Source organism: Lentibacillus sp. CBA3610, from assembly GCF_013373365.1.
Classification (GTDB): Bacteria; Bacillota; Bacilli; order Bacillales; family Amphibacillaceae; genus Lentibacillus.
In genome coordinates, this window is record NZ_CP035925.1 from 3,394,561 (window position 1) to 3,413,356 (window position 18,796).

Annotated in this window: 16 protein-coding genes and 6 tRNA genes; 15 read left to right on the forward strand and 7 right to left on the reverse strand. The window is 42.7% G+C overall.

Annotated elements, in window-relative coordinates:
• Window positions 1–305: 305 nt before the first annotated feature.
• On the reverse strand, window positions 306–2,390 hold the full coding sequence (locus Len3610_RS16785) for a catalase (protein ID WP_176448956.1): 2,085 nt from the start codon (window positions 2,388–2,390) through the stop codon (window positions 306–308).
• Between the two features lie 180 nt (window positions 2,391–2,570).
• On the opposite strand from Len3610_RS16785, the gene Len3610_RS16790 reads away from it, so the two are divergent.
• Both Len3610_RS16790 and hag read left to right on the forward strand, forming a co-directional pair.
• Window positions 2,571–2,753, forward strand: coding sequence for a carbon storage regulator (locus Len3610_RS16790; RefSeq protein WP_176448957.1), 183 nt, complete (start codon window positions 2,571–2,573; stop codon window positions 2,751–2,753).
• 82 nt (window positions 2,754–2,835) lie between these two features.
• On the forward strand, window positions 2,836–3,720 hold the full coding sequence (gene hag / locus Len3610_RS16795) for a flagellin Hag (protein WP_176448958.1): 885 nt from the start codon (window positions 2,836–2,838) through the stop codon (window positions 3,718–3,720).
• Between the two features lie 94 nt (window positions 3,721–3,814).
• On the opposite strand, the gene Len3610_RS16800 is transcribed toward hag, so the two are convergent.
• The 4 genes from Len3610_RS16800 to Len3610_RS16815 form a co-directional block, all read right to left on the reverse strand.
• Window positions 3,815–6,304: a YheC/YheD family protein gene (locus tag Len3610_RS16800; RefSeq protein ID WP_176448959.1), complete on the reverse strand. Its 2,490-nt coding sequence runs from the start codon at window positions 6,302–6,304 to the stop codon at window positions 3,815–3,817.
• 171 nt (window positions 6,305–6,475) lie between these two features.
• Window positions 6,476–7,861, reverse strand: a complete 1,386-nt coding sequence (locus Len3610_RS16805) for an amidase (RefSeq protein WP_176448960.1) — start codon at window positions 7,859–7,861, stop codon at window positions 6,476–6,478.
• Window positions 7,849–8,043 carry a hypothetical protein gene (locus Len3610_RS16810; protein WP_176448961.1) on the reverse strand — a complete coding sequence of 65 codons (195 nt, stop codon included), beginning with the start codon at window positions 8,041–8,043 and terminating at the stop codon, window positions 7,849–7,851. The genes Len3610_RS16805 and Len3610_RS16810 overlap by 13 nt, the downstream gene beginning before the upstream one ends.
• A gap of 107 nt (window positions 8,044–8,150) precedes the next feature.
• Window positions 8,151–10,217: a catalase gene (locus Len3610_RS16815; protein ID WP_176448962.1), complete on the reverse strand. Its 2,067-nt coding sequence runs from the start codon at window positions 10,215–10,217 to the stop codon at window positions 8,151–8,153.
• A 169-nt stretch (window positions 10,218–10,386) separates the two neighbouring features.
• Here Len3610_RS16815 and Len3610_RS16820 point away from each other — a divergent pair, with 169 nt between their 5' ends.
• Window positions 10,387–10,551 carry a hypothetical protein gene (locus Len3610_RS16820; RefSeq protein ID WP_176448963.1) on the forward strand — a complete coding sequence of 55 codons (165 nt, stop codon included), beginning with the start codon at window positions 10,387–10,389 and terminating at the stop codon, window positions 10,549–10,551.
• A 2-nt stretch (window positions 10,552–10,553) separates the two neighbouring features.
• On the opposite strand, the gene Len3610_RS16825 is transcribed toward Len3610_RS16820, so the two are convergent.
• Window positions 10,554–11,282, reverse strand: a complete 729-nt coding sequence (locus tag Len3610_RS16825; protein WP_176448964.1) for a YwaF family protein — start codon at window positions 11,280–11,282, stop codon at window positions 10,554–10,556.
• 198 nt (window positions 11,283–11,480) lie between these two features.
• Here Len3610_RS16825 and Len3610_RS16830 point away from each other — a divergent pair.
• The 12 genes from Len3610_RS16830 (at window position 11,481) to rocF (ending at window position 18,446) form a co-directional block, all read left to right on the forward strand.
• Window positions 11,481–11,555 (forward strand) — tRNA-Glu (locus Len3610_RS16830).
• A gap of 2 nt (window positions 11,556–11,557) precedes the next feature.
• Window positions 11,558–11,633: transfer RNA gene (locus tag Len3610_RS16835), tRNA-Val, on the forward strand.
• Window positions 11,634–11,849: 216 nt separating this feature from the next.
• A tRNA-Thr gene (locus tag Len3610_RS16840) sits at window positions 11,850–11,925 on the forward strand.
• A gap of 48 nt (window positions 11,926–11,973) precedes the next feature.
• Window positions 11,974–12,058, forward strand: a tRNA-Tyr gene (locus Len3610_RS16845).
• 10 nt (window positions 12,059–12,068) lie between these two features.
• Window positions 12,069–12,140 (forward strand) — tRNA-Gln (locus tag Len3610_RS16850).
• 457 nt (window positions 12,141–12,597) lie between these two features.
• Window positions 12,598–12,670, forward strand: a tRNA-Lys gene (locus tag Len3610_RS16855).
• Between the two features lie 177 nt (window positions 12,671–12,847).
• Window positions 12,848–14,137, forward strand: coding sequence for a hydroxymethylglutaryl-CoA reductase, degradative (locus tag Len3610_RS16860; RefSeq protein WP_176448965.1), 1,290 nt, complete (start codon window positions 12,848–12,850; stop codon window positions 14,135–14,137).
• A complete protein-coding gene (gene mvk, locus Len3610_RS16865) occupies window positions 14,134–15,099 on the forward strand; it encodes a mevalonate kinase (protein ID WP_176448966.1) in 966 nt (321 codons plus the stop codon). The genes Len3610_RS16860 and mvk overlap by 4 nt, the downstream gene beginning before the upstream one ends.
• Before the next feature lie 89 nt (window positions 15,100–15,188).
• Window positions 15,189–16,166 carry a diphosphomevalonate decarboxylase gene (mvaD, locus tag Len3610_RS16870; RefSeq protein ID WP_176448967.1) on the forward strand — a complete coding sequence of 326 codons (978 nt, stop codon included), beginning with the start codon at window positions 15,189–15,191 and terminating at the stop codon, window positions 16,164–16,166.
• 12 nt (window positions 16,167–16,178) lie between these two features.
• Complete coding sequence (locus Len3610_RS21285) at window positions 16,179–16,304, forward strand: hypothetical protein (protein WP_255259664.1); 126 nt, start codon at window positions 16,179–16,181, stop codon at window positions 16,302–16,304.
• Window positions 16,289–17,275, forward strand: coding sequence for a phosphomevalonate kinase (locus tag Len3610_RS16875; RefSeq protein WP_255259665.1), 987 nt, complete (start codon window positions 16,289–16,291; stop codon window positions 17,273–17,275). The genes Len3610_RS21285 and Len3610_RS16875 overlap by 16 nt, the downstream gene beginning before the upstream one ends.
• Window positions 17,276–17,543: 268 nt before the next feature.
• Complete coding sequence (rocF, locus tag Len3610_RS16880; protein ID WP_176448968.1) at window positions 17,544–18,446, forward strand: arginase; 903 nt, start codon at window positions 17,544–17,546, stop codon at window positions 18,444–18,446.
• 87 nt (window positions 18,447–18,533) lie between these two features.
• On the opposite strand, the gene Len3610_RS16885 is transcribed toward rocF, so the two are convergent.
• The gene (locus Len3610_RS16885) at window positions 18,534–18,728 is read right to left on the reverse strand and encodes an aspartyl-phosphate phosphatase Spo0E family protein (RefSeq protein ID WP_176448969.1); all 195 of its coding nucleotides are present in this window, start codon (window positions 18,726–18,728) and stop codon (window positions 18,534–18,536) included.
• Window positions 18,729–18,796 lie beyond the last annotated feature (68 nt).

Sequence of the window (18,796 nt, forward strand, 5' to 3'; positions counted from 1 at the left end):
TTTGAATGATAATTGGAAAGTGCGTTTTCCAACTTAGAACAGAATTCCAACGTTAATATAATTGTAAATTCAGTGACTGATTTAATTATTCACATAATTAGATGGTATGTCAATACTAAACGATTGCAGGTTGTGAACATGCTTAAAAATCATTGTTTAGTGTAGTGGTGATTAGTGATGCTTCCTGACATAAAAGTGAAACTTCACTCAGTGGAGGGAACTCTAAAAAATAATGTCCCGATAATGCAAAGTGAAAGTAAAAATAAAAACAGGGAAATAATGCTTTATCTCCCTGTGACTATCTTCTATGTCCGATCCCAAAAACGCTGCTGGGCAATGGCTGATACAAAGTCATCCCTGAAGTTTTGGTTATTGGCGGCAAAAACAACGCCGGCGAGGTTATTTTCCTGTGATGATTTGACATAAGGCTGGCCGGTTGTCGCGACACCAATTGGCTTATATTGTTTATAAGCCTGATTAACGAATTCCATAACATTTTGCGTGAATTTAGCCTCGTTGTCGGCTTTTCCGCCTACAACATAGAGCGCGTCATACAGAACTGGGTAGGTTGTTATAAACGTCTCATTCACTTCAATTTTTGTACCATCAGATCCGGTAACTGTCCCCAGTTTTTCACTGATAATATCAATGAATACGCCACAGTGATGGAGATAGTCCAATGTGCTTCTTACCTCTTCACCGTTAAATCCATTGTCAATCAGCACACCAACTTTTTGTGTAGCGGCGTAATGCGGCGTATTGGCCTGGCTGATGGCCGGCGAACTCTTTGACACGGGAACATGGGAACCCTTTGGTTGGTCGACACCAATATTGTCAGCAATGGTACAGGCCATTTCCCTATCAACATTAGCCCAAAATTCCACATTTTGCTGTCTCACTGATTTGCTTTTAACATAGCCAAGGTGATAGATAAACGTATCGGTAAGATCTTGTTTTTCAACATGTGATAAACTGTTCCAGAAAAGTCTTGATTGTGAAAAGTAATCAAAAAATGATTCGCTTGGACGTTCTCGCGTGACATGCCCGTCGACCTTTTGGGGATAATGGGAATATCCCCCTTCTTCAGGTGGAGTCTCGGCAGGAGTATTACCAGCTAATGTATTGTTATGATAATCGACGTAATTAAGATCAATTTCATAATCTGAATAACCGGCCCTAAAGTTATCGTTCACTTCAGAGATAGGCTTGTTAACGGGTATTTCATTAATATTTCCTGTACCTAGCCGGTGGTAATCGGTATCTCTGTAAGCAAAAGCCCTTCCTTGCAGGACAGGATCAATCGTGAAGTCAATGCCTGGAACAAGCGAAGCAGGGTCAAATGATGATTGTTCTTCCTCTGCGAAGAAATCATTAACCAATCGATTCAATGTTAATTTACCGATGATTTCTACAGGAACTTCCTCTTCCGGCCAGAGTTTTGTATCGTCTAAAATGTCAAAGTCAAAGTTAAACTCATCTTCTTCAGCAATTAATTGCACACCTAATTCATACTCCGGATAGGCACCGCATTTGACCGCTTCAATGATATCACGGCGATGGAAGTCCGGGTCGACGCCGCCGATAACATTCGCTTCATCAAGCAGCAAGGAGTGAACGCCAAGTTTAGGCACCCATTTAAATCGTACAAAGGTCGATTTACCTTGTTCATTAATAAACCGGAATGTATTGATTGGCCAACCCGCCATCATACGCCAGCTTCTTGGACGCCCCCGCATGGACATTAACCACATCACCATATGGGCTGATTCCGGGTTGCTGACGACATAGTCCCAAAAACCATCCTGTGCGACAGTCGCTTGCGGTATATCCGTAATCGGGTTTGGTTTAGCCGCATGCGTCACATCCATAAATTTCATCGCATCTGCAAGAATGAAGACAGGAAATTGGAGTGCCAAATTATCATAATTTCCTGCTTGTGTGTAAAACTTGGTTGCAAAGCCACGTATATCGACTGCTGTATCTTTGGAACCTTTACTGCCAATAAAGTTGGAAAATCGCGTGAACACAGGTGTTTTGGAGCCAGGTCGTTGCAGGAAATCAGCTTTAGTTACATGTTTCATTGACTTATATAACTCAAAGTCTCCATATAGTCCGAATCCCCTGGCATGGACCACTTTTTCTGGTATGCGTTCTCGGCTAAAGCGGGACTGTTTTCTATAAAAATGAAAGTCCTGAAATAATAAGGGGCCACGCCTTCCTGCCCGCAAGCTCCACCTGTCATTGGAAATTTTAAACCCCGCATCATCGGTCATTTTTTTACCTGGACCAGTGTTTTGGTGATAGTATTGTTCAAGCTGTTCCTCTTTTTCGTCCTTGTGGTGTTTATGATGATGGTACCCTCTTGAGGAATTGTTTTCGTGTTCGTCCATGGTATCACCCATCCTTATCGTTTAAAAATTTACTCCAGTTACATACATATTCGGATTGGGCGGAATTATGCATTTTTTAGAACCTGACAAACACTCGCAAAAGTTCTTAGGCCAAACGATTTAAACATTCCACCATCCTGCCGATATAAGAAGGGAGATCATCATGGAGGATGATTAGCCATGGCGTTAACGCTCAGAAGAAAACCGGGAGAAAAAGTGTTTATCGAGGATGAACACGGCAGGAACATTGAAGTCGAAGTAGTCAAAGCTGAGGGAAACATGAATAACGCCCTTAAGCTCCGCATCACAGCTCCACAGGTATTCAACATTGTCCGTGGAGAGATTTACGGTAATAACTCCTAATATTCAGGGGCTATTATAAAACTAGCATTTCACAAGGACAGGTCCTGCTAGTAAAAAATAAAAACATGGAGGTCGATTGATTATGCAAATTAATCACAACATTGCGGCGCTGAATACGCAGAATCAGCTAGTACAGAACAACAAGGCAACTCAAGGGTCTTTGGAAAAACTTTCTTCAGGTCTTCGTATTAACAAGGCTGGAGACGATGCTGCAGGTTTGGCAATTTCTGAAAAAATGCGCGGACAAATTCGTGGGTTGGAAATGGCTGAGAAAAACGCACAAGATGGTGTATCACTAATTCAAACTGCTGAAGGTGCATTGAATGAAACGCACTCTATTCTTCAACGTATGCGTGAATTGACTGTACAAGCGGGTAATACAGGTACTCAAGGTAACGATGACTTAAAAGCCATTCAAGAAGAAATTGATGCCCTACAAGAAGAAATAGGAGGAACGGCCGATAGTCAGGGTATATCTGATCGTACACAATTTAATGGGAAGAACCTTCTAGATGGTTCACTCACTACAGGTGAATCAGGTGCACTAAATTTCCAAATAGGTGCAAATGAAGGTCAACAATTGACAGTTGAGATTGGAGACATGAGTGTTGAGTCTTTAGGCTCAGAAGCCGGTATAAAAATAGAGGATATTGATGTTACTGAATTTGCCGAAGAGTCTCCTACGAACGATTTTGATACTCAATTGGGTGCCATCGATGATGCAATAGAGCAGGTTTCCACTCAACGTTCAGAATTAGGAGCAGTTCAAAATCGTTTAGAGCATACTATTAATAATCTTAGTGCTTCTACGGAAAATCTAACTGCAGCTGAATCACGTATAAGAGACGTGGACATGGCTTCAGAAATGATGGAATTCACGAAGAATAACATCCTTACGCAAGCATCTCAAAGCATGTTGGCTCAGGCAAATCAGCAGCCTCAAGGTGTTTTACAACTTTTACAATAGAGATAAAAATGGTCGTCCTTTTCAGACGACCATTTTAATATGAACATTATGGGATATATACAATATTTTATTCCCCAATTTGGATAGAACTATTCTAATTTTTTTCAACTAAAGAAATAGCATAGGGAATTGCATGTTTTGCAACTTCAAAGTCATAATATATTATTCCCGGTTTGTTAACATTAACTTCTATTATATAAACTTTCATTTCTTTATCTATTGCTATATCGAATGCAATTTCACTTAAATGTTCATCGTATAAATTGTCGAAGATTTCCGAACAACGTAAAGTGATAAATTTTATATCTTCTTTAATTTTTTTACTTGAAAAGTTTCTATCTAAAAATCCAGATAGTTCACCAATATAGCCTCCCTTACTAGTGCTGGAAATGACTGCATAATAAAATCCTATCCTAGGATAACTGTTGACAATTGACCATTCACCATTATCACCTTTCATCATATGAACTCTAATATCAAATGGCTGTCCCTCTAATGTTCTTGTTTCAATGTATTCCTGAACAATAAAAGTTCCCTGTTTAATCAATTTTCTAAGGTAATTTCTGATAGAAACTTCATTATAATATTTTTCGTGTTCACCCACTGCAACAAAAAAGTCATCAATGTCTTGTTTTTCTATAAAATGAACTCCCTTTGCAAACGAACCAACTTCAGGTTTGAGAATGACTTTTCTGTACTTATTAATAAATTTGAAAATGTCTTTTATTCGATCAACTTTTTGATAAGGTATGATGGCGTCGTCAATTTTTCCAGTTGATGTGAGTTTATCATAAACTTCCAACTTACTTATTGAATTCCCAAAAAATTCATTTGTGAACGGAATGTCTTCTAATTCTTCATATACAAATTTATACCCTTGCATTCCTCTAAGCCTTAGACGATCATATATAGCATCTGGATACTCAACAATTTTAGTTACCCATTCTTTATCTTCATAGAAGTGCCCTCTAATCAGCATTTCACCAAAGTCTATGTCCCTAGGTGAAAAGTAGTAAAAATCTACCCCCTCGTACTTAGCTACATAAGCACAGGCAACTGCTAAATTTTCAACTTCATTTTCGTTAACCAACATACCAATTCGATATCGGTTATCTAAATTCGCCCATTCCAAATCTGTAACAAGTGCATTAAACTGTCCTTTTGAAGTAGTTCCTTTATCGGATTCATTTGTATTTACAATACCATTTTTGGCAATATAGGTGGCATAAGCTATTGTATTTGATGCTCTTTCAGTTTCATGAAATGTCGATTGAGGTCCGTTGTTTACTTCATGCAGCCAAAAACGACCATTTTGATCAATGGCTAAATCAAGTCCGAGCTCATCAAGAGCTAACCCATGTATTTTGTCGAGATGCTTTGTTAAATCAATGGCCAGCTTTCGAATCTCCTCACCATACTGTAGTCCATCTTTACCAAACTGTTCCTTTAATAGGACTTCAAAATTATCTGTTCTGCCACCACGGCTGATGTTACTAAGAATACTTTGCCTATTTCCAATACGTGGATAAATACGAGTTAATTGCCATTTCCCCTCACCATTTTTCTGAACGTGTGCGCGGATATCATAAGGTTCTCCTTCTTTTGTACGAGCTTGAATATAGTGTTGAATCATATAGCTGTTTCTGTTCTTTAGAATAACTTTAGAAATCCATTCACTGAATTTTTCAGTACCAAGAACTTGTTCCTTTTTTTGGTCTAATACGGAATACCGATTACCCCTTTTTTCGACAAAAAAGATATTTTCGCCCCGTCGTCCCATAATCGGCTTGAATACGACAATTTTATTATCCTGCATGAAATCATGGATCACATTCTCATTCTTGCAAACCTTGAATGGAACGAGCAAATCCGCATATTTTCTATATTTGACGAGCTTTTTCGGCAAATGGTATTTATTACCGACATAAAAACTGGTGAAGGGCAGTTCACGCCGCAATTTTCGTTCAACCCGGGATTGCTGGATGCGGGAGCTTGGACTGATATTATTGATGACATCCGGAAAAGGTGCATCGATTTTTTGCCATTGATTGTCTTTGAAAGCGTCAGCCTTGATCTGCCTGTTTTCAACATCCACATCATCTGAGGAAAAGAAGATTAGCCCGACACCCTGACGCTCTGCTTCTTCAATGTAGGCGTTAATCCGTTCTTCCGGATACGCGACACGAGGATTGGCTCTACTGGAATAGACACCAATTGTGATGGGCTGTGCCACCTGTTCACCGGAAATGCCAGCTTCAAATGTCCATCTCAATTCCCTCAACTGCGGCATCAGCGAAAACTGGACGACTTCTGCGATTTTCAGGAAATTCCCCTGTTCCATTTGTTTGGCAATCAAGTGGATACTGCGCTCAATGTTTTTTTTACTTTTATGAATGCTTTCCGATTGTGTACTTGTTAATGTTTTCTCAATGGCACTAAATCCATCAACAATGGAACTGAATATATAAACACTTTGATTAAAATTCTTTTCTTTGGACAGACCGGAAAAATGGTCAGTCGCTTCGATTAATGTATCAATAATGTTCAATGTCTGTGGAAGTTTCTTTTCTTTAAGTGTAGCCATGGCGTATGCTCCTTACAAAAATAGTCGGGAATAATCCTGTCTATTATATCGGCTAAAGGGATGCAAAATTGAACAGGAAATCCTTGTAAAACGATTACACTGATTTATGGGGTCTGTCCCCCACCACTTTAACGCGTTACCGCGGTGGGGGACAGACCCCATCAACGACACTTACATTTGAAACTGGAAGGGCTCCACGCTTTCCCATGCATATCCGACTTGAAGTAATTGTTGTTCGGAAAGGTGGTTGCCAATGAATTGCATGCCGGTGGGGAGTCCTCTTGAGTCTAATCCCATTGGCACTGATAAACCTGGTACCCCCGTTAAATTGACAGGAACGGTAAATGGCAAACAGCGTCTAATCACATCTAAATTTTGCTGGACCCAGTTCTGAGCAAATGCCGGTGTTGAGATAGGGATCGTTGGACCGAGCAAAATATCGACTTCATCAAACGCTTTTTGGAACGCTTCTACCATTTTTCTGCGGGCTTGTTGGGCTCTGACGTATTGTGGCGAATTTGTCAATGCACCGGACAGAAGGAAAATTCGGTTATCTGCTGCATAATACTCTGGATGCGTCTGCAGCCATTCGTGATGGTAAGTGGATGCTTCCCCACCTACAATACTATAGCCTGCAAAAGTTGACATTGAAATTTGAGGAATGACAATTTCGCTTATTTCAGCTCCCAGACTTTTTAAAGTTGTTATGGCATTTTGGAGCAGTTTTTCCACATCCGGGTCTAATCCCTCGAGATAATACGTAGGGATACCGATTTTTATTCCTCTCATTCCTTTATGAAGATCTTCATTGTAATGCGATTCAGGGACATGAAGGCTTGCCGGATCATTCGCATCAAAACCTGCCATGCCGTCCAGCATTAGCGCCAAATCTGAAACCGATCGTGCCATTGGTCCCGCGGTATCCAATGACCAAGCTGAGGGGAACATATTAGAAGTGCTGATGAGCCCATAGGTTGTCTTTAACCCGTAAATACCGCACATCGCTGCAGGCAGGCGGATGGAGCCGAATGTATCTGATCCCGTTGCAAGTGTTGCCAGACCGGCTGCTAAAGCAGCACTGCTCCCGCCACTTGACCCGCCCGCCATATAATGGATGTTCCATGGATTTCGTGTCGTGCCAAAGGTCAAATTGGTACCGGTGGATCCGAGGGCAACTTCATGCATGTTCAATTTCCCCAGCATAATCCCGCCTGCCGCTAACAGTTTTTCTGCTGCTGGTGCCGTTTTGTCAGGAATAAAATCAGCAAAAAGTTTTGAGCCGTTTGTCGTTGGTATGCCTTTTGTATAGTAATTATCCTTAATACCGATCGGGATCCCATGGAGGGGTCCTTTATATTGGCCGTGCATAATGCTGTTTTCCGCTTCTTGTGCTTGTTGAAGGGCAACGTCGTGAAGAGGGGTGATATACGAATGGATGGCTGGATCGATGGTATCGATTCGGTTTAAAAGATGTTTAGTCAATTCAACCGGAGATAGTTGTTTTGTCTGGATTAAAGGAGCAAGCTCAGCAGCCGTTAAGAAGCCTAGTTCAGCCATAGCATCAACCTCTTATCAACCACCGTAATCGGTACAGTTTGGTTTAGGTCAGGGAATGATTTAAGCGGTTCTTGAGCCTGATTAATTGTGACAAGTGTGTTTTGAATGTAAGGCACGTCATCCTCGAAGACAGGTAAACCTTGTAAGTATAAACCTTGTTTTATGAAGGTTGCATCATACATTGAACGTTCCTCCTTGTATTGACTTGCTTTAGTTGAAAGGTTAAATAAAAAAACGGGGAAATAATCACTTTATTTCCCTGGATTCTTTGTGCTATCGTTTTAAGATACTAAGTTCGATTCCAAAAGCGTTGATGTGCAATGGCGTTGGCAAAATCCTTTCCAAAGTCAGGATTGTTTGCGGCAAAAACCACGCCGGCCAGGTTATTTTTTTCTGATGTGTAAAAACAAGACTCGCCGGTTGTTGCAACACCAATCGGTTTATAGTGCCTATACGCTTCACCTGCATAACGCATGACGTCTTGATTGAATCGCTCCTGGTTTTTAGTGCTTCCACCAACGACATAGAGCGCGTCAAGCAGATAAGGACTTGATGTAAGAAATGATTCATCAACCTTGAGTTTTGTGCCATCAGCACCTGTGACAGTACCAAGTTTTTCACTTATGATGGTTATAAAAATCCCATTTTGTTTTAGTGTGTTAAGCACATTTGTTACCTCTTGATCGTTAAAGCCATGACCAATCAGTACCCCGACTTTTTGCGTATAGGCATAACTTGGTGTATTGGCCTGGCTAAGGGAAGGATAACTTGTTGAGACAGGCACATGAGAGCCACTTGGACGGTCGACGCCTATATTGTCAGCAACGATGCATGCCATTTCCTTATCGACATTGACCAGCAAATTAACGGTTTGCTGGCGGACAGATTCGCTTTTCACACTTCCAACCTGATAGCTGAGTGCTTCTATGGTGTGTTGCTTTTCAACAGATGTCAAGCTATTCCAAAATATACGCGGCTGCGAAAAATGATCCCTGAACGAATCGCTTCGATTACGTATGACGTGGCCTTCAACTTTTTTTGGATAATGCGCATAGCCGCCTGCTTCAGGGGGTGTCTCGTATGGGGTATTATTTGCTAAGGAATTTTTATGATAGTTTACCTGATCAACATCGATTCGATACCTCATAGGGCCTCGTCGCTGATTATTATGAAATGGGCAAATTGGTTTATTAATCGGCAGTTCCTGAAAATTCGCTCCAATTCGATGTAATTGTGCACTTTGATAAGCAATTAACCTTCCCTGCAGGACGGGATCATTGGAAAAATCAATTCCCGGAACGACATTGGCAGGATTAAACGCGACTTGTTCTGATTCCGTATGGTAATTATCAATGTTTTTATTTAACGTCATCTTACCGATAAAGTGAACAGGGACGAGCTCTTCCGGCCAAAACTTGGCAGGATCAAGCACATCAAAGTCGTATTTGAATTCATCCTCCAGTGGAATAAGCTGGACACCTAATTCATATTCAGGATAAGCACCATGGTCAATTGCCTCTCTGAGATCCCGCCGGTGGAAGTCCGGGTCGAGTCCGCCGATTTTCAGTGCCTCATCCTGCGTTAGTGAATGAACACCAAGAACAGGCTTCCAAACAAACCGGACGAAGGTTGCTGCGCCCTGTTCGTTGACAAACAGGTACGTATTAATCCCCCACGATTCCATCATTCGATAACTTCTGATAATCCCCCGGTCAGACATGATCCACAGCACCATATGAAGTGCTTCTTCGTTATTGGCTACATAATCCCAAAAGAGGTCGTGTGCACCGCTTGCTGTAGGAATATCATCATCCTGCTTCGATTGGTATGCATGCATCGCATCCGGAAACTTCATCGCCTCCTGATTAATTAATACAGGCATAGCAATTGTTGTCAGATCATAATTGCCTTCTTCTGTATAAAACTTAACACCCTGACAACGTAAATCCCTTGCTGTATCATAAGAGCCCCTGCTCCCTTGTACGGTAGAAAACCGGATAGTTAAAGGCGTCTTTTTCCCGGGTTCCTGTAAAAATCCAGCTTTTGTAAACTGTTTCATTGACTGATAGCATTCAAACTCCCCATGGGCACTGTAGCCTCTTGCATGAACCACTCTTTCCGGTGCCTCTTCATTCACAAAATGTGTCATTTTTTCAAAGTAATGCCAATCCTGATGTAATGTTGGACCGCGTTCACCTGCTTTTAAATTAAATTGGTCGTCTGAAACTTTTCTTCCTTGATTTGTTGTCAATGGTTTTCCTGTGTTTTGGATACGGTACTGATCCAGTTGTTCATCTTTTATGTTTTCACTGTAACCGCCGACGCCTTTCTTATGCCTTGAATTGGAATTATCCATTTCAACACCTCACCTTTCACACAATTTACAAACATCACATTTTATGTGAAAGAGCTCGTCACTATTCATGGGGTCTGTCCCCCACCACGGTAATGCGTTAAAGCGGTGAGGGACAGACCCCATAAAATATGGTATCCTAATGGCAGCATAACAGATGGAGGTTTAACGAATGGATTCTTTCTCACTATTAATGACACTCGCGATTATCGTAACCATTATGGAAGTTTTTGTGGCAATATTTTTAGTGAAAAAAGGGTTGAGCATATGGCGCACACTGTATACCTCGTTGCCCGTTATCGTGATTGTCTGGGTTGTGGCTTTTGTATATTCCTAGACTTACTGCTCAAACTTTTTGCGCGTGAAAAGCCTGTATAGCTTATATTGTACAAAGAAAACGACAAAGGCCAAGATACATAGATTCACATAATACCAGATTCCGCTTCCCAATAGATCGAGCGGTGTATTGGCTGTGGGGGTATGAGACAGATATAAATAGTTGGACCCCAGAAGCGGATTAACGAAAAACCCGATGATGGCAGCATAGATTAAGACATACCCATATGTTTTCAGTAATGTTTTAAATGTAATGGTGACGTTATTAGAAACCACTAAAAATATACTGGTCCATGAAATCGCAGTGTGATGAACAAAAAATTTCAAATAACGGTAATGCGGAAAGTCATATGGCAATTCGGGTGTCACCAGTGCTAAAAATGCCGGCACAAGCCCAATGAAAAAGGTGATCTGGATTAATAGTTTATTATGATTGATAAGAGCGATGGCTCCGGTTATACCGGCTATACCGCAAAGGTGCAGAAATATATGATCCGCTAAACTCCAAATGCCGTTCAGCGCGGTATATGTCTGATAACTCACTTCGGATAAAACGAGCAGGCTGAATAAACTCCAGCGAATCGTGTTGTAGACGGAGCGGTTATACAGTATTTTTTTGGCGAATAAAAGAAAAATCGTAATCCCGGCAAAATAAATGAATAATGCGATTAAATGACTCGAACCAAATGCTGTGAATGGTTCACCATGCTCTTCCAAAAATATGCCCATCATCGTTTCCCCCGCACAGTTAATTTTAATCGATAGGAAAAAAGCCTTATTAAATGCAGTGTCACTTTATTATAAGGGGAAAAATTGAATTTGAAAATTAAAATTTGATTTTCGGTCTTTACAAAAGGGGGTAACCTGTATATAATAAAATTTGTCGGTTTTGCCCGATACATATTTCAAGGCGTGGCACACGCGCTGTATGGCCCGTTGGTCAAGTGGTTAAGACACCGCCCTTTCACGGCGGTAACACGGGTTCGAATCCCGTACGGGTCACCAATGGAGGATTAGCTCAGCTGGGAGAGCACTTGCCTTACAAGCAAGGGGTCGCTGGTTCGAGCCCAGCATCCTCCACCATTTTTATACGCTGGTTTATATGTCACTCAATAATGTGACGGCGGCCAAAAATACCAAATGCCGGTCTAGCTCAATTGGCAGAGCAAGCCGCGGGCACCACCGAGAAGGCTACCATGTGCAGGCCTGCGAGGAGTGCTGCTTCACCGAAATAACTTACAACACGACGAGCTCACAAGATGATAATGCACATGACATTAAAATAATTATTTTATAAATGCCGGTCTAGCTCAATTGGCAGAGCAACTGACTTGTAATCAGTAGGTTGGGGGTTCAAGTCCTCTGGCCGGCACCATTATATTTTTTATGTATAATTTAAATCAATGTTAGTAACAATAGTTACGGAGGGGTAGCGAAGTGGCTAAACGCGGCGGACTGTAAATCCGCTCCCTCAGGGTTCGGGAGTTCGAATCTCTCCCCCTCCACCATATGTTTTATTGGGCTATAGCCAAGCGGTAAGGCATCGGGTTTTGATCCCGTGATTCGCTGGTTCGAATCCAGCTAGCCCAGTCTTTTTTTATTTCAGGCTGTTTTCTGAAAGGCTGTCAACACAAGCGGAGTTTATTTCCGAAGCGGTGTCATTGCACTCAAATTTTTCAGTGTGTCGCAGTTTATATCAACTACGTGGTTAAAAAGCAACAAACATTACGAAAAGAGCTTTTATCATATAAAACTCATACAGCAACTTACTGTACAAACGAGCCATAAGCTGGCCGCCAACATCACCGAGTAAGCTACCAAGTGCAGGCCTCCGAGGAGTGCAGCATCACCGAGTTCTCTTGCAACACGACGAGCAATGCTTTTCTGCGAGGAGTGCGACATCACCGGAATAACATGCAACACGACGAGCAATGCTCTTCTGCGAGGAGTGCGACATCACCGGAATAACATGCAACACGACGAGCACCCTTATACTGTTATAGTAAAAAATCATTATAAAAGTAAAGACACCAAAATAACATTGTACGAGCCATTAGCTCAGCTGGCAGAGCATCTGACTTTTAATCAGAGGGTCGGAGGTTCGAATCCTCCATGGCTCATTCGACCATCATAAACGTTAGCAAATGCATAACAGACGATAATGGCAGATAAGCAAGGTTGTTATGATGTTAACAGCCTTGTTTATTTGCATTTTATCGTGTTTTTTTACATAATAGAAACAGTAAAATGAATATCAATTATGATGACTTTCACATAGTATAAAAGGATGAGTTGGTATGGAAACTTCCAGAATTCCTGGCTTTTATAACATGACCGTTGATGAACGCCGGCAATTGCTTGGAACAATGAATCTGTTTACGGAAGAAAATACAGAATATTTATTTTCTAAAGACCCGTTACCAACGGATACAGCTGATAACATGATAGAAAATGTGATCGGGACGTTTCCGCTTCCTTTAGGATTAGGATTGAATTTCCTGATCAATGGGAAAGACTATTGTATCCCTATGGCCATTGAAGAGCCATCTGTCGTGGCGTCGGCTAGTCACATTGCGAAAATTGTCAGGAATACTGGCGGATTTACAACCGAAGCGACCGACCGTGTGATGACGGGACAAATCCAGGTTGTCGGATGTCCTGATTTCAATGCGGCCAAAGAAACGATAATGAAAGAAAAAGATGCGTTAATTGAAGCCGCCAATAATGCATACCCTAGTTTAATGAAAAGGGGTGGCGGTGCTGAGGATCTGGAAGTCAGACTGCTAAATGGAGAATCGGATTCCAAATACGGACAGATGCTCATCCTGCACCTTTACATCAATACGTGTGATGCAATGGGGGCCAATATGGTCAACACAATGGCTGAGTCACTGGCGCCAGTTGTTGAAGACTTGACGGATGGTAAAGTGTATTTGCGTATTCTTTCCAATTATCCTGATCGCTGTCTTGCACGTGCGCGCTGCGTCATCCCGCCGGATATGCTGCAAACAAGTGACTTTTCGGGTGAGGAAGTACGCGACGGGGTCATCCATGCTTATGAATTCGCGGCTTCTGACCCGTACCGCGCTGTAACTCATAATAAGGGCATCATGAATGGAATCGATCCTGTCGTGATTGCGACCGGTAATGATTGGCGTGCAGTAGAAGCCGGTGCCCATGCACATGCCGCGCGTGACGGTATGTATACATCGATGACAGTCTGGTCTAAAGATGAAGAGGGAAATTTGGTCGGTGAATTGGAATTGCCGATGTCAGTTGGTACGGTTGGCGGCTCCATCAGGGTGCATCCGATTGCCAAACTTGCCCATAAACTGTTAAATGTTGATTCAGCCCAGGAGCTTGCCGGGGTCATTGTAGCAGTCGGCCTTGCGCAGAATCTTGGAGCGTTAAAAGCGTTAGCAACCGATGGCATTCAGAAAGGACACATGGCATTACATTCTCGTTCTGTTGCCATTGCAGCAGGAGCTACAGGGGAGATGATTGATATGATTTCAGAGCGGTTAATTGACGAAAAAGAGATCCGTGTCGGAAAAGCTAAAGAATTGGTGGAAGAATATAAAAAATGAGTGTAGAAAAGGCAACAACTTCAGTACAAACAGCTATTGGCGTAGCTCATAGTAAATTGATTTTAATCGGGGAACATGCAGTTGTACACGGGCAGCCTGCCATTTCTCTCCCATTTCCGTTAGTCGGAGTGGAGGCGATTATCGATTATGTGCCGGGTTCGGTGAAAATTGACAGTACGTTTTATCATGGACCCCTTGAATCCGCACCTGACTCTCTGAACGGGCTTACCTCTTGTATTGAAGCGACATTGGAAGAGCTTGACATGCCATGTGAAGATTTGTTGATCCGGATTAAATCATCCATTCCCCCGGGAAAAGGTCTCGGATCCAGTGCATCTGTGTCGATTGCGGTTATCCGTGCCCTTTTTGCCTTTGCGGAAGAGGATTATGAGATGGCAGATATATTACGGCTTGCCGATATTTCCGAAAGACATGCTCACGGGGAACCAAGCGGTATTGATACACTCACGATAACATCTGAACTTCCGATTTGGTATAAAAAGGAAGAGCCGATTGACATGATTGAGCCTCAAGGTGATTTCCATTTTATCGTTGCAGATTCAGGCAGAATGGGTGATACCCGTTTGGCAGTTGAATCGGTGACGAAACTGATCAAATCGGCACCGAAGCGGATTCAATCCAAATTGGAGCGGCTTGGTGAAATAACACACCGGGCCAGAACGGCATTGGAAACGGCTAGTAAACACCTGCTGGGACAAATGTTAAATGAAGCACAAAAAGAACTGGAAGCACTGGGTGTCAGTGATGCAGGATTGAACAGATTGATTTATCTTGCCCGTCAGGAAGGTGCTTTAGGTGCTAAATTAACAGGTGGGGGTAATGGCGGTTGTGTCATTGCCCTGGCTGAGAATGAGATGCATTCCAAACAGCTGTGTGAGAAGCTGAGAAAGTTTGGGGCACATGCTGTATGGTCATTCGCGCTGGACAGAAAAACGGAGTAGTTGTTCAAAATAAAAGGTAAAATGGCGACTATAGGGTCATTTTACCTCATTTTTTGAATTGGTTCGATAAAGGCTAAAGGGGTTATAACATGAAAACAACAGCAAAGGCTCATACAAACATAGCTCTCATCAAATATTGGGGAAAACGTGATGAGTCATTAATCCTGCCAATGAACAACAGTTTATCGTTGACGTTGGATGGTTTTTATACAACCACAACAGTTGAATTTCAGGATAGCCTGATGTCAGATCGTTTTTATTTGAATGACCGGCTGATTGATGGAAAAGAATATGCCCGGGTAACCGCATTTCTTGATCGCATCCGTGAAGCGGCAGGACGGCCGGATGCTTTTGCTGAGATCCATTCCACTAATCATGTCCCGACTGCAGCCGGTTTCGCATCGTCTGCTTCCGGGTTTGCCGCTTTAGCTGCAGCGGCGGCTAAGGCCATCGATTTACCAACTGATGAACAGAAACTTTCAATTTTGACGAGACAAGGGTCTGGTTCCGCATGCAGGTCGATTTATGGCGGGTTTGTCGAATGGGAGAAAGGTGCAAAGGCTGATGGATCTGATTCGCACGCTGTCCCGATTGCGCCTGCCGATCATTGGGATATCAGGGTTGCTGCTGTTGTTTTATCGTCTGCCGAGAAGAAAGTGTTAAGCCGGGAAGGGATGAGACGGACAGTGGAAACATCAGCTTACTATCCTGCTTGGGTGGACAGTATTCCGGATGATCTGGCCGCGATCAAAGACGGTATTGCGGAAAGGGATTTTGAAAAAGTGGGGGAGATAGCCGAAGCGAATTGCCTGCGGATGCATGCGACAACATTGGCTGCTAATCCCCCGTTCAGTTACTGGCACAGTACGACTTTGTCAATAATGCAAGCTGTTCGGGACTTGCGGTCAGCTGGTGTCCCGGCGTTTTTCACGATTGATGCGGGACCAAATGTGAAGGTTCTTTACCTGCCTGAATATGAAGCGACAATTAAGGAAACGCTCCGTAACGTTCCCGGTGTTCATGATGTGACAGTAAGCAGGCCCGGCCAAGGCGTATCCTACATTTAGGGGTTGAACAAGTTGTCCGATTCCACTTTAACAGTAAAAGTCCCGGGAAAATTGATGGTTGCCGGGGAGTTTGCTGTCCTTGAAAAACATCAAAAATTAGTTGTGATGGCAGTTGATCGCTTGTGTACGCAACGTTAAAAGAAAGCAGCGACAATCGTCTGACGCTTGAGACATTTGATCTGCACGATTTAGCATGGACCTGTGAAAATAATGAAATCCACGTCAAAACGGATGATGAACGCGTACGGTTTGTGGAAGAAGCGATGCATGTTGTCCATACATATTTAAATGAGAATAATATTGAGCTGGATCCATTCCATCTTTCCATTCGAAGTGAATTGGATGATGCATCAGGAAGAAAATATGGCCTTGGGTCGAGTGCTGCAGTTGTCACATCCGTGGTGGCGGCTATGTTGATGAAATTTTTGCCCGAAAAGCCGTCTGAAAAGCTGATTTTCAAATTGGCGGCTATTTCACACGTGAAAACACAAGGAAGCGGGTCTGGCGCTGATGTAGCTGCCTCTTCCTATGGCGGATTTTTGCAATATGCATCATTCCAGGCAGACTGGCTTCAGGCTGCTTATTATGACTCCGTGAGTATTACGGAGCTCGTAAAAAAGGACTGGCTTTATTTTCATGTTCAACCGATCAAGCTGCCGAAAGATTTGTATATGTGTATCGGATGGACGGGAAAGCCTGCCTCCACACATCAATTGGTTATTGGGATTGCCAGACTCAAGACGGATAATCCACCATTATACGAACAGTTTCTGACAGACAGTGAAAAAGCCGTCAGCACTTTTTTAAATGGTATTGATCGGGGTGAGCCTTCATCCATCATCGACGGGACAAAACAAAATCGTCAGGCACTGGCTGCTGTTGGCAGACATGCTGATGTTAATATTGAGACACCCTTATTAAAAACACTCTGTGACCTCGCCGAAGAATATGGCGGTGCCGGGAAGCCATCAGGTGCCGGCGGCGGTGACTGCGGGATTGCATTTCTGCCGTCCCGTGAAAAAGCTGAAAAACTGGCCAAAGCATGGGAACAAGCAGGAATTAAACCGTTGACTATCGTTGCCTCACAGACAGGAGCGGCTGAAACATAAGAAAAAACGCTGACGCGTCTTTTCAGATACCAGGGGTCGGATTGGCAGAAATCGGCGAGTTAGCCGATTTCTGTACCTGAAAACGACATTTAAAATTTTATGCTATCTTTTCAATCAAAAAAAGCAGGATTGACTGATATGAGCCAATCCTGTTTTTTTGTATGTCAATCTCACTATAGGGGGTCGGACTGTATATATATACATTTTTTTGTCGAGTTGAGTCATTGTTCAACTTTTGGCTAAAATAGGGAAAAGAGGAGGCTATTTTATGCTGAAAAATATGTCCGTTATTGGCGTTCCTATGGATTTAGGCCAAAGCCGCCGGGGAGTCGACATGGGCCCAAGCGCCATTCGTTATGCAGGTGTTACGGAGCGCCTTGAAGATCTGAAATATCATATCAATGACCTGGGCGATGTGGCAGTTTCCCGCCCGGATAGCGAAAACACTATACAAGAAGGCAATTTACGCAATCTGCAGCAAGTATCAAAAAGCAATCAGACACTTGCGGAAATGGTCGATCAGGAAATTGAGAAGAACCGTTTTCCATTAGTATTAGGCGGCGATCATAGTATTGCTATCGGCAGTTTGGCAGGAACAGCGAAACATTATGAAAACCTGGGAGTTATCTGGTATGACGCACATGGTGATTTGAATTCCGGTGAAACGTCACCATCAGGTAATATACATGGGATGCCACTGGCTGTGAGTCTCGGAATTGGCCATGAAAGACTCACGAATATTCTGGACTATGCACCAAAAGTAAAGCATGAAAACATCGTCATTATCGGAGCACGTTCACTTGACCCGGGAGAGAAAGAGCTGATCCGGGAAACAGGAATCACCGTTTACTCCATGCATGAAATCGACCGGTTGGGGATGCCTCAAGTGATGGCTGAAACGATTGATTATCTGAAAGAGCGGACAGATGGTGTTCATTTGAGTCTTGATCTGGATGGATTGGATCCTGAAGAAGCGCCCGGAGTGGGTACACCGGAGATTGGCGGCCTGTCTTATCGTGAAAGTCACCTGGCCATGGAAATGCTGTCAGAGGCCGATATTTTGACATCAGCAGAATTTGTCGAAGTTAATCCAATCCTTGATGATAAAAATAAAACAGCTACAATGGCGGTCGGATTAATCGGCTCGCTATTTGGCGAAAAACTGAAATAGAATTGATATTCAAAGACGAAATAAAACCTGCTTACCGCTGGACCTATCTCATAAAAAAGACATCCTTACCCTCGGATGTCTTTTTAGCTATATATGTAATGAAAGACTTTCGTAATTCCCCTTTTGTAAACGTTCAGCATTCTGATATTCATTCAATAAATCATCCAGCTGCTTGCTCACTTTTATGACAGCCAGGGATGTTAAGCCATATTGCTTACTGAGTTCCAGCATTTCATGACGGTAGTTCTCAATTTTTTCTAACAATATTGAATGATTATCCACAAAAGGCCCTCCATTTTTAGTATAATTGTAATATAAACTACCCAATTAACCGGGGTGATAAACGGTTT